We start from the raw sequence: 13,487 nt of genomic DNA, 5'->3' as shown, positions 1-13,487 counted from the left end.
GACCGGACGCCGCGGCGGCGGGCGCGGCCCCCCGGTCCGCGCCCGCCGCCGTCTGCTGTCGCCCCGCCCGCCCCCACCGGGCGGCGGTGCGATCTCCCCCGTTCCCCCCGCTTCCCCCCCGTTTCCCCCGTTCGGTCACCGGTCTCCCCCCGGCCCGCTCCGCCGCCCCGTGTCGGCGGTGCGGGGCCCGTGACCGGCGCCCGACGCGGACCCGGCACCACCCCCCGGGCCCTCCCGGCCAGGGGGACGGACGGATCCGCCGCCCGGGCGGCCGGCGCCCGACGCGCCGCCCTCCCGGGTGCCACCACTCTCCCGTCCCAGCAGGTCGGAGGCCATCCGCTGTCGTACTCAACCGCGGAACTGAGTACCCGTACTCAGTCGGCCGCGGCGGCCCGGAGCGGAACCGCAGCGGCGGCCCGGGGCGTCCCGGCTCCGGGTACGGTACGGCGGGGCCGGGCGGCCCGGACGGGGTCGCGAGGCCCGCGAGAACGAGGAGGGGGACGCGATGACGGTCCTGCCGCTGATCTTCACCAGCGGTCTGGCCAGCGGCATCAACGCGTACGCGGTGGTGCTGCTGCTCGGCCTGCTGGGCCGGTTCGCCGGCGCGGAGTCGGTGCCGCACGCGCTGGAGCGCACCGACGTGCTGGTCGCGGCGGCCGTGCTGTTCCTGCTGGAGGCGGTCGCCGACAAGATCCCGTACGTGGACACCGTCTGGGACGCCGTGCACACCGTGATCCGGCCGATCGCCGGTGCCGTCGTCGGCGTGCTGATCGCGAGCGCCGACCCGGGCTCGCTCAGCGAGGTCGCGGCCGGGGCGATGGGCGGCACCACCGCGCTGGTCACCCACCTGGTGAAGGCCTCGCTGCGGATGGCCGTCAACACCACGCCGGAACCGTTCAGCAACATCGTGGTCAGCCTGACCGAGGACCTCTCGGTGGCCGGCCTGGTCACCCTGGCGATCTTCCACCCCTGGGCGGCCGCCTCGATCTCCGCCGTCCTGCTGCTGGCCGGTCTGCTGCTGGTCTGGCTGGCGGTCAGCAGGATCCGCGCCTTCCGGGCCCGCCGCCGCGAGCGCAAGGCCGCCAAGGCCGCGTCCGGAGCGTACGCGGGTCGGCCCTAGGATCGGGTGCCATGGCACGGATCGTCATCATCGGCGCAGGTATGAGCGGGCTCGCGGCGGCCTCCAGGCTGGCGACCATCGGTCACCGGGTGACGGTCTTCGAGGCGGGCGGCAGTTACGGCGGCATGGTCGGCCGGTACGAGCGCGACGGCTTCGCCTTCGACACCGGTCCCGGTCTGCTGCCGCTGCCGGCCGTCTACCGCGACCTCGCGCTCAAGACCGGCAAGGAGCCGCTGGAGCAGCTGGTCGAGCTGGCGCCGGTGGAGCCGGAGAGCCGGCACGTGTTCCCCGACGGCACCGTCGTCACCCTGCCCAACGCCTCCCGCGGCGGCGTCGGCCAGGCCCTGGACACCGCCTTCGGCGCGGGCTCCGGTGCCCGCTGGAGCGCGGTGATGAACAACGGCCGGACGGTCTGGGAGGCGACCCGCCGCCCACTGCTGGAGGAGCCGCTCCCGGCCGACCACGCCTTCCTGGGCGCCGACCCGTACCCCGTCCCGCCGCCCACCGGCCTGGCCCGGCTGCGCCGCCCCCGGCCGTGGACCCTGCGGGACGTGGCCGCCCGCGAGCTCGGCGGCCACCCCGGGCTGACCGCGCTGCTCACCGAGGCCGCCGTCCGGTACGGCTTCGCCCCCGGCGACGCCCCGGCCGGGGCCACCGTGCTGCCGTACATGGAGCAGTCCTTCGGCGTCTGGTACGTCCGGGGCGGCCTGCGGGCCCTGGCCGACGCCGTGTTCCGGCGCTGCGAGCTGCGCAAGGTCGACTTCCGCTTCGACACCCCGGTCACCCGGGTGCTCGTCGAGGGCGGCCGGGCCTGCGGGGTGGAGACGGCGGACGGGCGGATCGACGCCGAGCTGGTGGTCTCCGCGATGGACGCGGGCGCGCTGCACCGCGACGGCCTCGCCGAGTGGCCCGGGCGGCCGGCCGAGCGGTGGGAGCCGCGCGGGGTGCCCGGCCGGTTCGGCGTGCTGCTGGCCCTGCGCGGGGCGCGCCCGGAGGGCACCGCGCACCGCACGGTGGTGCACGCGGCCGACCCGGCGGCGGAGGAGGCCGCGCTGACCGGCGCCGGCCCGCTGTGCGACCGCCCCACCGTGCAGGTGCTGCGCCCGGACGACCCGGCGCTGCGCCCCGACGACGCCCACGAGTCCGTGGTGCTGACCGCAACGGTCCCGGCCCTGGACGGGTTCGACTGGACCGCCCCCGGGGTCGCCGACCGCTACGCCGACCAGCTGCTCGCCCACGTCGACGCGGCCGGTCTCGGCCTGCGCGAGCGGGTCCTGTGGCGGGTGGTGCGCACGCCCGGGGACACCCGTCGGGAGACCGGCGCCCCCGCCGGCGCCGTCGCCCGGCCCGCCCTGGCCGGCGCCGCGGGCCGGTGGCTGCGCACCGCCAACGAGTCGCCCGTCCCCGGGCTGCTGCTGGTCGGTGGCAACGCCCACCCGGGCGGCGGCCTGTCCCGGGCCGGCATGTCGGCCTGCATCGCCGCCGGGCTGATCGGCCCGGCGTGACGCCGGGCCGGGCCGGTCAGCCCTGGTGCCAGGTGTTCTGCTGCTGCTGGTAGCCGTAGTTCTGGTCGTAGCCCGGCTGCTGCGGGACGCCCTGAGCGTGCTGGCCGTGCTGGTCGGGCTGGGGCTGCCACTGCTGCTGCTCGTGCGGCTGGTGCTGCTGGGCGTTCGGGTCCCAGGCCTGCTGGTGCTGCTGCTGGTAGCCCGCGTACGGGTCCTGGGCCTGCTGGTAGCCGCCGTACGGGTCCTGCTGCTGTTGCGGGTAGCCGCCGTAGGACTGCTGCTGGTCGTAGGCGTAGGCGGGCTGCTGCTGGGGCTGCTGCCACTGCTGCTGCTCGTAGCCGGGCTGGTAGGCCGGGGCGTACGGGTCCTGCGGCTGCTGCGGCTGCTGCTGGGCCTGCGGCTGCTCGTAGTAGGAGGGGGCGTAGACGCCGTCCTGGGCCAGTTCCCGCATCTCGAAGGCGGCGGTCTGCTCGACCTCCGGGACGTCCTCGGCGACCGGGGCGGAGGCCGGGGCGGTGTCCGGGGCCGGGGTCTCCTCGACCGCGCTGACCTCGCCGACCCGCTTCTCCTCGGCCGCCGCGGCCGCGACCGCCGCGCCGCCGGTCAGGGCGCCCAGCAGGGGCACCTTGGCGAGCGGGCCGGGCAGGCTGCCGTCGGCGTTGCGCAGGGACCAGCCGGCCTGGTAGCCCTTCTTGACCGAGAGGGTGACGAAGGTCTGGCCGACCGCGAACAGGGCCGCTCCGGCACCGATCACCACGACCGAGTCGAGGCCCATCCCGACGGCCACCCCGAGGAAGCCGGCCAGGGCGAGGGCCCGCCAGTGCACCGGCGCCCGGTTCTGCAGCAGCACCTCGGCGACCAGCCAGAGCGCCACCACCGCCAACGCGACGTACAGCAGCAGGTATCCGATGCCCATCCGCGCGCTACCTCCAGTCGCGTGCCCGCGCCGGCCGCGCGTGTGCGGCGACTGTACCGGTTCAACGGCCGGGGTACCGCATCGCGTTCCCGCCGTCGGCGGCACCGGCCGCACACGACCGGGCCCGCCACCGGACGGCGGTGACGGGCCCGTGAACAGCGGTGATCAGCGCTGGTGCAGCCCCAGGTTCTGGTAGATCTCCAGCGTCGCCGTCGAGTGGTTGAGCGTGATGAAGTGCAGGCCGGGCGCGCCCTCGGCGAGCAGCCGCTCGGCCATCGTGGTGGCGTGCTCGATGCCGATCGCGCGCAGCGCCACCGGGTCGTCGATGACGGCCCGCAGCCGGGCCTCCAGCTCCGCCGGGAAGGCCGAGCCGCTGAGCTGCGGGAAGCGCTCCAGCTGCTTGGCGTTGGTCACCGGCATGATCTCCGGGATGATCGGGGTCGGGCAGCCCGCGGCGGCGACCCGGTCGCGGTAGCGCAGGTAGTCGTCGACCTCGAAGAACATCTGGGTGATCGCGTAGTCCGCGCCGGAGCGGACCTTGGCGACGAAGTGCCGGATGTCCTCGTCCCAGTCGGCCGAGCGCGGGTGCATGTTCGGCGAGGCCGCGACGCCGACGCAGAAGTCGCCGATGCCCTTGATCAGCTCCACCAGCTCGTAGGCGTAAGTGACGCCGTCCGGGTGACGGACCCACTCGCCCATCGGGTCGCCGGGCGGGTCGCCCCGGACCGCGAGGACGTTCCGCACTCCCTGGTCGGCGTACTGGCCGATGATGTTGCGCAGTTCGGCGACCGAGTGGTCCACCGCGGTCAGGTGGGCGACCGGGGTGAGCGTGGTCTCGGTGGCGATCCGGCCGACCATGTTGACGGTGCGCTCGCGGGAGGAGCCGCCGGCGCCGTACGTCATGCAGACGAAGTTGGGGTCCAGCGGTTCGAGTCGACGGATGGCGTCCCAGAGCTTCTGCTCGCCGACCTCCGTGCGCGGCGGCATGAACTCGAAGGAGAAGGAGCGCTTTCCGGCCGCCAGGAGTTCGCGGACCGTCTGTGCGCGGTCCGGTCTCGTGGAAGCGATGCCGAGTGCCATGCTGGCAGGTTATCCGTCCCCCGAAGGGGCCGGACAACTCGATCCCACGATTCGGGACAAGTAGTGGACGGGCCTCCGCTTCCGCACCGGCCGCCCCGCGCGCCGTCGGCGGCCCCGCTCGCACATCCGTTCCCGGCCGCCCCGCTACGCTTGCTGCACCCCAGCGAACCAGCGGAGCATCATCGTGACCTCGTCCAGCACCCGGCCGGCCAACCCCATGGACGTGGAGGACGTCCGCACCCGCGTCAACACGGCCCTCGCCGCGTTCATGGACGGCCAGTCGGCGCTGCTCGGCACGATCTCGCCGCAGCTGGTGCCCGCCGCCGAGGCCCTGCGCGACTTCCTGCTGGACGGCGGCAAGCGGCTGCGCCCGGGCTTCTGCTACTGGGGCTGGCGCGCCGCCGGCGGCCCCGCCGACGGCGCGGGGATCGCCAACGCGGCCGCCGCGCTGGAGCTGCTCCAGGCCAGCGCCCTGGTGCACGACGACCTGATGGACCGCAGCGACACCCGCCGCGGCCTGCCTTCGGTGCACCGCCGCTTCGAGGCACTGCACCGGGACAGCGGCTGGCGCGGCGACCGCGAGCAGTACGGCGCCTCGGCCGCGGTGCTGCTCGGCGACCTGCTGCTGATCTGGTGCGACGAGCTGTTCCTGCGCTCCGGCCTGGACCCGGCCGCCGTGCTGGCCGCCAAGCCGCGGTTCGACCTGATGCGCACCGAGGTCATGCTCGGCCAGTACCTGGACGTGCTGGAGCCGGTGGCCGGCGACTCCGCCGACGAGGGCGCGCCGGAGCGGGCGCGGACCGTACTGCACTACAAGTCGGCGAAGTACACCATCGAACGGCCGCTCCAGGTCGGCGCCCTGCTGGCCGGGGCCGGGCCGGAGCTGGTCGAGGCGCTCGGCGCGTTCGGGCTGCCGCTGGGCGAGGCCTTCCAGCTGCGGGACGACCTGCTCGGCGTCTTCGGCGACCCGGCCGTCACCGGCAAGCCCGCCGGGGACGACCTGCGCGAGGGCAAGCGCACCCTGCTGGTCGCGCACGCGATGCGGGGCCTGCCGCAGGCCGACGCCCGGCACCTGGACGCCCGGCTCGGCGCACCGGACCTGGCCGCCGAGGAGGTCGCCGGGCTGCGCGAGCTGGTCGCCCGCAGCGGGGCGCCGGAGCTGGTGGAGGCCCGGATCGAGGAGCTGATGCGGGAGTCGCTGGCCGCGCTGGCGGCGGCACCGCTCGCCGACGAGCGGGCCCGCACGGTGCTGCTGGCCCTGGCCGAGGCCGCCACCGTCCGCAAGTACTAGGGGCCCGTCTTCGAACTCCCGCCTGCGGGAGTTCGAAGACGGGCCCCAGCGACGGCGGCGGCCCCGGGTGGCATTACGCCGCGCGCACCCGGCGGGCGAGCTCGGCGGCGGCGGCCCGCGGGTCCTCGGCCGCCGTGACGGCCCGGACCACGACGATCCGGCGGGCGCCGGCGGCCAGCACCTCGTCCAGGTTGCCGAGGTCGATCCCGCCGATCGCGAACCACGGCCGGTCGGTGGCCTGCTTCGCCGCGTACGAGACCAGGCCGAGGCCCGGCGCGTGCCGGCCCGGCTTGGTCGGGGTAGGCCAGACCGGGCCGGTGCAGAAGTAGTCCACGCCCGGCTCGGCGACCGCCGCGTCCACCTCGGACTCGGCGTGGCAGGAGCGGCCGATCAGCACGTCCTCGCCGAGGATCGCCCGGGCGGCCGGTACCGGCAGGTCGTCCTGGCCGAGGTGCAGCACGTCGGGCCGGGCCGCGTGGGCGACGTCGGCGCGGTCGTTGACGGCCAGCAGCTTGCCGTGCCGGCGGCAGGCGTCGGCGAAGACCTCCAGCGCCGCCAGCTCCTGCTTGGCCTCCAGGCCCTTGTCACGGAGCTGGACGATGTCCACCCCGCCGGCCAGCGCCGCGTCCAGGAACTCGGCCAGGTCGCCCTGCTCGCGCCGGGCGTCGGTGCACAGGTAGAGCCGGGCGTCGGCCAGGCGGGCCCGCAGCGTGTCCGCCGCCATCAGATCAGCATCGCCTGGGCGCGGCGCTTGACCTCGGTGCCGCGGTTCTCCCGGAGCGCCTGGATCGGGCTGCCGGGCAGCGACGGGTCCTCGGTGAAGAGCCACTCCAGGATCTCCACGTCGTTGTACCCGCAGTCCCGCAGGACGGTCAGGGTGCCGGACAGGTGCTTGACCAGCCCCTGGCCGTCGATGAACGCCGCCGGGACCTGCAGCGACTTGTTCGGCCCGCGCCGGACGGCGATCAGGCCACCGTTCTTGACCAGGTCACGCACTTCGGTGACCCGGACCCCCCACTGCTCCGAGATGTCGGGCAGGTACACCCACTCGGTGACCAGGGCTTCAATCTTGCTTTCGATCTCACTCACGCCACCAGACTGCCACCTCCGCGGCCCGCCGCGCACCAAGTGCTACCCGGCGACGGCTCCCTTGAGCGCCACCGAGGGGTCCGCGGCGAGCGCCCGGTCGAGCACCGCACCGCGTTCGATCAGCTTCCGGCCCTGGGTGAGGTCGCGCGGCCGGTCCACGGCCAGCAGCGCGCTCGGCACCCCGTCGCGCAGCCAGAGCACCGACCACGCGGACTCCTGCGGGCTGCCGCGCCACAGCAGTTCGTCGCCCTCGGCGTGCCGGCCGGCGTACTGGACCATCCGCCCGAACTGCTCGGACCAGAAGTACGGCACCGGGTCGTACGGCGTGTCCGCCCCGAGCACGGCGGCGGCCGCGGCGGAGCCGGACTGCAGCGCGTGGTCCCAGTGCTGGACGGCCAGCCGGGCGCCGGAGCGCGCCGAGGGGTAGCTGACGCAGTCCCCGGCCGCGAACACCCCGGGCAGGCCGGTGCGCAGCCGCCCGTCCACCACGACCGCGCCGGAGGCGTCCAGCTCGACGCCCGAGCCGGCCAGCCAGCCGGTCGCGGGCCGGGCGCCGATGCCGACCACCACCTCGTCGGCGGGCAGGTGGGAGCCGTCGGCCAGCAGCACCGCCCCCGGCTCGACGGCGGCCACCCCGACCCCGCAGCGCAGGTCGACCCCGGCCTCGGCGTACCAGGCGGCCATCGCCGAGCCGACCCCGGTCGGCAGCGCGCCCGGCACCGGCGCCGGACCGGCCTCGACCACGGTGACCTCGCAGCCGGCCTGCCGCGCGGCGGTGGACACCTCGGCGCCGATCCAGCCCGCGCCGACCAGCACCAGCCGCAGGCCGGGGCGCAGCAGCGCGCGCAGCGCCAGGGCGTCGTCCAGGGTGTGCAGCAGATGGGCGCGCTCGGCTCCGGGCAGGGCGCGCGGGGTGGCGCCGGTGGCGATCACCAGCGCGTCGTACGGGAGGTCCCCGCCGTCGGTGTGCAGCACGCCGGGGGCGAGCCCGGTGGCCCGGCGGCCGGTGAGCAGCTCGATACCGAGCCGCCCGTAGTCGATGTCCAGGGTGGTGGCGTCGGCCTTGCCGAGCAGCACGTCCTTGGAGAGCGGCGGCCGGTCGTACGGCGCGTGCCGCTCCTCGCCGACCAGGACGATCCGCCCCCGCCAGCCGCCCTGCCGCAGCTGCAGGGCGCACTGCGCCCCGGCCAGCCCGGCCCCGACGACGACGACCACCCGATCCGTTCCGCTCAGCTCTGCCACGCCCGTCACTGTACCCAGCGCCGCTGAACCGGCTCTGAGCCGCTCATCCGCGGAGCCGGGCGGGCGGCCCCGTCTCACGCCTCGCACGGCCCTTCGGGCGGGCCGATCCCCGGAGTTAAGGTGGACGCACCACACGGGAGCCCGGCGGACCGGGCTGAGAGGCGGGCTGGCACGGCCTGCGACCGTCCGAACCTGATCCGGGTCATACCGGCGAAGGGAGAAGAGCAGCTTTGTCACGCATGCCATCGGGCAGCCGCGCCGACGTGCTGGTGATCGGCGGGGGCGTCATCGGCCTCGCGGTCGCCTGGCGCGCCGCGCAACGCGGGCTGCGGAACGTGATCGTGGTCGACCCCGGCCACGGCCGGGGGGCGGCCGGGGTCGCCGCCGGGATGCTCGCCCCGGTCACCGAGCTGCAGTACGGCGAGGAGCCGCTGCTGCACCTGGGGACGGCCTCCAACCGGCGGTACGAGTCCTTCGCCGCCGAGCTCACCGAGGCCAGCGGCGGCCTGGACACCGGCTACCGCCGGTGCGGCACCATCGCCGTCGCGCTGGACTCCGACGACCGCGCGGAACTGCGCGAACTGCACGCCTTCCACCTGCGGCTGGGCCTGGACTCCAGCTGGCTGACCGGCCGGGAGGCCCGCCGACTGGAGCCGATGCTCGCCCCCGGCGTGCGCGGCGGCCTGCACGTCGCGGACGACCACCAGGTGGATCCGCGCCGGCTGCTCACCGCCCTGGTCGCCGCCTGCGAGCGGGCCGGCGTCCGGCTGCACCGGGCCGAGGCCGTCGAGCTGCTGGTGGACGGCGGCCGCGCGGTCGGCGCCCGGCTGGACGACGGGGAGTCCCTGGCCGCCGAGCAGGTGGTCCTCGCCGCCGGCCCGCACAGCCACCGGCTGCCCGGCCTGCCCGAGGGCGTACTGCCCGCGGTACGCCCGGTGAAGGGGCAGATCGTCCGGCTGCACGTCCCGGAGGCCTACCGGCCGTTCCTGTCCCGCAACGTCCGCGCGGTGGTGCGCGGGCAGCACCTGTACCTCGTCCCCCGGGAGAACGGCGAGCTGGTGATCGGCGCGACCACCGAGGAACAGGGCTACGACACCACCGTCACCGCCGGCGGGGTGTACGAACTCCTGCGCGACGCCCACGAGTTGGTACCGGGTATCACCGAACTCCCGCTGCGCGAGACCTCCGCCGGGCTGCGCCCCGGCTCGCCGGACAACGCCCCGCTGCTGGGCCCGACCGCACTGCCCGGACTGGTCGCCGCCACCGGCCACTACCGCAACGGCGTGCTGCTCACCCCGGTCACCGCCGACCTGCTCGCCGACTACCTGGCGACCGGCGAAGTCCCCGACCTGGCACGGCCGTTCACGCCGACCCGGTTCTCCCCCGAAACCCCCGTCGCGAAGGCCTGCGCATGACCGAGACCGCCCCGAACGAGACCGCCCCGAACGAGATCGCCCTGACCGTCAACGGCGAGCCCCGCCGGGTGCCCGCCGCCACCACCCTCGCCGCACTGGTGGCCACCGTCAGCGCCGCCAACACCGGCGTCGCCGCCGCCCTCAACGAGGCCGTGGTGCCGCGCGGTTCGTGGCCCGGGACGACGCTGGGCAGCGGCGACCGGATCGAGATCCTGACCGCCGTCCAGGGAGGCTGAACCATGGCCGACGACCTGCTGACCATCGCCGGGACGACCTTCTCCTCCCGGCTCATCATGGGCACCGGCGGCGCGCCGAGCCTGGAGGTCCTGGAGCGCGCCCTGCTCGTCTCCGGCACCGAACTGACCACCGTGGCCATGCGCCGGGTGAACGCGAGCACCCAGGGCTCCGTCCTGGACGTGCTGACCCGCAACGGCATCCGGGTGCTGCCCAACACGGCCGGCTGCTTCACCGCCGGCGAGGCGGTGCTGACCGCCCGGCTGGCCCGCGAGGCGCTCGGCACGGACTGGGTGAAGCTGGAGGTGATCGCCGACGAGCGGACCCTGCTGCCGGACCCGATCGAGACCCTGGAGGCCGCCGAGACGCTGGTCGACGACGGCTTCACGGTGCTCCCGTACACCAACGACGACCCGGTGCTGGCCCGCAAGTTGGAGGACGTCGGCTGTGCGGCGATCATGCCGCTGGGCTCGCCGATCGGCTCCGGGCTGGGCATCCGCAACCCGCACAACTTCCAGCTGATCGTGGAGAGTGCGGGCGTCCCGGTGATCCTGGACGCGGGCGCCGGCACCGCCTCCGACGTCGCGCTGGCGATGGAACTGGGCTGCGCAGCGGTGATGCTCGCCTCCGCGGTGACCCGGGCCCAGGACCCGGTGCTGATGGCCGAGGCGATGCGGCACGCCGCCGAGGCGGGCCGGCTCGCCCACCGGGCCGGCCGCATCCCGCGCCGCTTCCACGCCGAGGCCTCCTCGGCGATGGCCGGCCGCGCCGACCTGGACACCCGCGAGCGGCCCGCGTTCTGAACCCGTCGCGGATGTCACAAGCCGGTCCCGGAGGCGGTGTCCGCCGGGACCGGCCCCCGCCCGCCGCACTAGACTCCCCCGAGTGGACATGGCACTGCACGACCCCTTGATCGGCACCGTGCTCGACAACCGGTACCGGGTCGAGCAGCGCATCGCGACCGGCGGGATGTCCACCGTGTACCGGGCCACCGACACCCGGCTGGACCGGGTGGTCGCCCTCAAGGTGATGCACCCCCAGCTCGCCGGGGACGAGGGCTTCACCGCCCGCTTCATCCGCGAGGCCAAGGCGGTCGCCAAGCTCACCCACCCCAACGTGGTCAACGTCTTCGACCAGGGCGCGGACGGCGGAAACGTTTTCCTCGCCATGGAGTACGTGCCCGGCCGCACCCTGCGCGACCTGCTGCGCGACCGCGGCGCGCTGTCCGTCCGGGCCGCGCTGGACGTGCTGGAGCCGGTGCTCGCCGCCCTCGGCGCCGCCCACCGGGCCGGGCTGGTCCACCGGGACGTCAAGCCGGAGAACGTGCTGATCACCGGGAGCGGCCTGGTCAAGGTCGCCGACTTCGGCCTGGTCCGGGTGCTCGGCAGCGCCGACGGCGCGCCCACCTCGACCAGCACCGCCACCGGCGGCACCGTCATGGGCACGGTCTCCTACCTGGCCCCCGAGCAGATCCTCCCGGACGCCCCCACCGACCAGCGGGTGGACGTCTACGCGGCCGGCATCCTGCTGTACGAGATGCTCACCGGCCGCCGCCCCCACACCGGCGACAACCCCGTCCAGGTCATGTACAAGCACCTGCACGAGGACGTCCCCGCCCCCTCGCTGACCGCCCCCGCCGTCGCCCCGGCGCTGGACGCCATAGTGGCCGGCGCCTGCGCCCGGGCCGCCGACGCCCGCCCGTACGACGCGGTGGAGCTGCTCGCCGCCCTCCAGCGGGTCCGCCGCACGCTCACCCCGGAGGAGCTGGACGCCGAGCCGCCGGCCTCCACCCACCCCAGCCCGCGCTACCCGACCAGCGAGCCGACCTCGGTGATCCAGCCGCTCCCCGGGCCCGCCGACGCCCCGCCGGCCGAGCGCACCAGCGTGCTGGAGGTGCCGGCCGAGCTGATGGACCAGCTGCTGGTCGAGCCCCGCCCGTACGACGAGCCGACCCCGGTCAGGACCCGGCGGCCCGGCCGACCGCGCCGGCTCCCGCGCAAGCCGCTGCTCTGGGCGGCCGCGCTGACCGCCCTGGTGCTGGCGGTCGGCGGGGTCACCTACGGGATCTCCGAGGGGCTGTACGGCTCGGTGCCGAGCGTGCTCGGCAAGGACCGCTCGCAGGCGCAGCGGGTCCTGGACGGCGAGGGCATGCACGGCCGCTTCGTCGAGGTGTTCAGCGAGTCCGTCCCGGCCGGGCAGGTGATCTCCACCGATCCCGGGGTGGGCGCGCGCACCCGCAAGAGCGACCCGGTGACGGTCACCCTCTCCAAGGGCCCCAAGCGGATCGCCGTGCCGGACGTCACCGGCAGGAGCGCGGACGACGCGGCCGCCGCGCTGGCCGGCGCCCAGCTGACCAGGGGCGGGGTGACCCAGACCTACAACGACACCGTGCCGGAGGGCTCGGTGATCAGCAGCACGCCGGCCGCCGGGCAGCAGCTGCCGGAGAACGCCGCGGTCTCGCTGGTGGTCAGCAAGGGCATGGTGCCGGTCCCGGACGTCACCGGGATGGCCCGGGACGACGCCCAGAGGGCGCTGCAGGCGGCGGGCTTCACCATGAAGGCCTCGACCGACTGGACGCTCGGCATGGGCAAGGTGAGCGGCCAGTCCCCGACGGCCGGGGAGCGGCGCCCGCAGAAGTCCGTGGTGACGGTCAACTTCTCGCTGTTCTAGGGCCTGTCCGGCGGATCTTGGCAGATCAGCGCGCGGCGTTGGGCGCCCGGCTGGGCGTGCGCCCGAGTCGGCCTCGTACTGGACGTACTTGGGCGATTCGGGCGTGCGTCCAGGCGGGATGCCCGGCGTCGCGCGCCTGGCAAGATCCGCCGGACAGGCCCTAGCGGGGTTCACCGCTCAGCGGAGCGGTCCGTCGCCCGGCTCCTCCTGGTAGGAGTAGCGCTGCTCGCGCCACGGGTCGGCCTGGTTGTGGTAGCCGCGCTCCTCCCAGAAGCCGCGCCGATCGGCCCGCATGTACTCCACGGCGCGCACCCACTTGGGGCCCTTCCAGGCGTACAGCCGCGGCACCACCAGGCGCACCGGGAAGCCGTGTTCGGCGGTCAGCGCCTCGCCGTTGCGGTGGGTGGCGAGCAGGGTGTGCGGGTCGGCGAAGTCGGCCAGCCGCAGGTTGGCGCTGTAGCCGTACTCGGCCCAGACCATGACGTGGGTGACGCCGGGCGCGGGGGGCACCAGGTCGAGCAGGAGGGCCGCGGGCACGCCCGTCCACTCGTTGCCGAGCATCGAGAACTTGGTGACGCAGTGCAGGTCGGCGACCACGGTGGTGCGCGGCAGGGCGGCGAAGGCGGCGAAGTCCCAGCTGTGCTTCTCGGCCGAGGCGGTGGCCCCGAACACCTGGAGGTCCCAGGTCAGCGGCTTGAAGCGGGGCACCGGCCCGTAGTGCAGGGCGGGCCAGCCGCGCTGCGCGCGCTGTCCCGGGGGGAGGGTCGGGTCAGACGGCGGAAGCGGTTCTCGTTCGGACTGACCCATGTCTCCATGGTGACAGACGGCGGACGAGCCCCGGCGCGCGCCCCTTGGCCCAGGTGCACGCCCCGCCCGTACGGGCCAATGGTCGATCGTGCGCCCTCCACTTATCACCCAAATCGGA

At 75.1% G+C, this 13,487-nt stretch carries 13 protein-coding genes and 1 riboswitch; of the genes, 7 read left to right on the top strand and 6 right to left on the bottom strand.

What is annotated here, in order from left to right; translation table 11 throughout:
* Nucleotides 1-505 precede the first annotated feature (505 nt).
* Together ACFXOZ_RS28345 and ACFXOZ_RS28340 are read left to right on the top strand one after the other, a co-directional pair.
* Nucleotides 506-1,120 (top strand): DUF4126 domain-containing protein, encoded by a 615-nt coding sequence (locus ACFXOZ_RS28345; protein ID WP_380530379.1) that lies wholly within the window; start codon nt 506-508, stop codon nt 1,118-1,120.
* Between the two features lie 11 nt (nt 1,121-1,131).
* Nucleotides 1,132-2,625 (top strand): phytoene desaturase family protein, encoded by a 1,494-nt coding sequence (locus ACFXOZ_RS28340; protein WP_380593196.1) that lies wholly within the window; start codon nt 1,132-1,134, stop codon nt 2,623-2,625.
* Between the two features lie 16 nt (nt 2,626-2,641).
* Here the strand turns inward: ACFXOZ_RS28340 and ACFXOZ_RS28335 are convergent, their stop codons facing one another.
* The gene (locus tag ACFXOZ_RS28335; RefSeq protein WP_380593195.1) at nt 2,642-3,541 is read right to left on the bottom strand and encodes a hypothetical protein; all 900 of its coding nucleotides are present in this window, start codon (nt 3,539-3,541) and stop codon (nt 2,642-2,644) included.
* Between the two features lie 165 nt (nt 3,542-3,706).
* Nucleotides 3,707-4,621: a methylenetetrahydrofolate reductase [NAD(P)H] gene (gene metF, locus ACFXOZ_RS28330; RefSeq protein ID WP_375893245.1), complete on the bottom strand. Its 915-nt coding sequence runs from the start codon at nt 4,619-4,621 to the stop codon at nt 3,707-3,709.
* 184 nt (nt 4,622-4,805) lie between these two features.
* Here metF and ACFXOZ_RS28325 point away from each other — a divergent pair, with 184 nt between their 5' ends.
* Entirely contained in the window at nt 4,806-5,912 is a 1,107-nt protein-coding gene (locus tag ACFXOZ_RS28325) for a polyprenyl synthetase family protein (protein ID WP_380593194.1), read from the top strand.
* A 73-nt stretch (nt 5,913-5,985) separates the two neighbouring features.
* Here the strand turns inward: ACFXOZ_RS28325 and thiE are convergent, their stop codons facing one another.
* From thiE to ACFXOZ_RS28310, 3 genes are read right to left on the bottom strand one after another with little or no spacing between them, the layout of a single operon-like run.
* Nucleotides 5,986-6,636, bottom strand: a complete 651-nt coding sequence (gene thiE / locus ACFXOZ_RS28320) for a thiamine phosphate synthase (protein WP_375893248.1) — start codon at nt 6,634-6,636, stop codon at nt 5,986-5,988.
* Entirely contained in the window at nt 6,636-7,001 is a 366-nt protein-coding gene (locus ACFXOZ_RS28315) for an Rv2175c family DNA-binding protein (protein WP_375893249.1), read from the bottom strand. The genes thiE and ACFXOZ_RS28315 overlap by 1 nt, the downstream gene beginning before the upstream one ends.
* Nucleotides 7,002-7,043: 42 nt before the next feature.
* Nucleotides 7,044-8,243 (bottom strand): NAD(P)/FAD-dependent oxidoreductase, encoded by a 1,200-nt coding sequence (locus tag ACFXOZ_RS28310; protein WP_380593193.1) that lies wholly within the window; start codon nt 8,241-8,243, stop codon nt 7,044-7,046.
* Nucleotides 8,244-8,366: 123 nt separating this feature from the next.
* Nucleotides 8,367-8,479, top strand: a riboswitch (TPP riboswitch).
* A 3-nt stretch (nt 8,480-8,482) separates the two neighbouring features.
* Here ACFXOZ_RS28310 and thiO point away from each other — a divergent pair.
* From thiO to pknB, 4 genes are all read left to right on the top strand, one after another.
* Entirely contained in the window at nt 8,483-9,658 is a 1,176-nt protein-coding gene (gene thiO / locus ACFXOZ_RS28305) for a glycine oxidase ThiO (protein ID WP_375893253.1), read from the top strand.
* A complete protein-coding gene (gene thiS, locus ACFXOZ_RS28300) occupies nt 9,655-9,894 on the top strand; it encodes a sulfur carrier protein ThiS (protein ID WP_375893254.1) in 240 nt (79 codons plus the stop codon). The genes thiO and thiS overlap by 4 nt, the downstream gene beginning before the upstream one ends.
* 3 nt (nt 9,895-9,897) lie before the next feature.
* On the top strand, nt 9,898-10,695 hold the full coding sequence (locus tag ACFXOZ_RS28295) for a thiazole synthase (RefSeq protein WP_375893256.1): 798 nt from the start codon (nt 9,898-9,900) through the stop codon (nt 10,693-10,695).
* An 88-nt stretch (nt 10,696-10,783) separates the two neighbouring features.
* Complete coding sequence (pknB, locus tag ACFXOZ_RS28290) at nt 10,784-12,562, top strand: Stk1 family PASTA domain-containing Ser/Thr kinase (RefSeq protein WP_380530364.1); 1,779 nt, start codon at nt 10,784-10,786, stop codon at nt 12,560-12,562.
* A gap of 177 nt (nt 12,563-12,739) precedes the next feature.
* On the opposite strand, the gene ACFXOZ_RS28285 is transcribed toward pknB, so the two are convergent.
* A complete protein-coding gene (locus tag ACFXOZ_RS28285) occupies nt 12,740-13,369 on the bottom strand; it encodes a sulfite oxidase-like oxidoreductase (protein WP_380530361.1) in 630 nt (209 codons plus the stop codon).
* Nucleotides 13,370-13,487: the final 118 nt, after the last annotated feature.

This window comes from Kitasatospora sp. NPDC059160, assembly GCF_042755465.1.
Classification (GTDB): domain Bacteria; phylum Actinomycetota; class Actinomycetes; order Streptomycetales; family Streptomycetaceae; genus Kitasatospora.
Note: the sequence above shows the minus strand (reverse complement) of the source record. Positions and strands in the feature narration are given on the sequence as shown.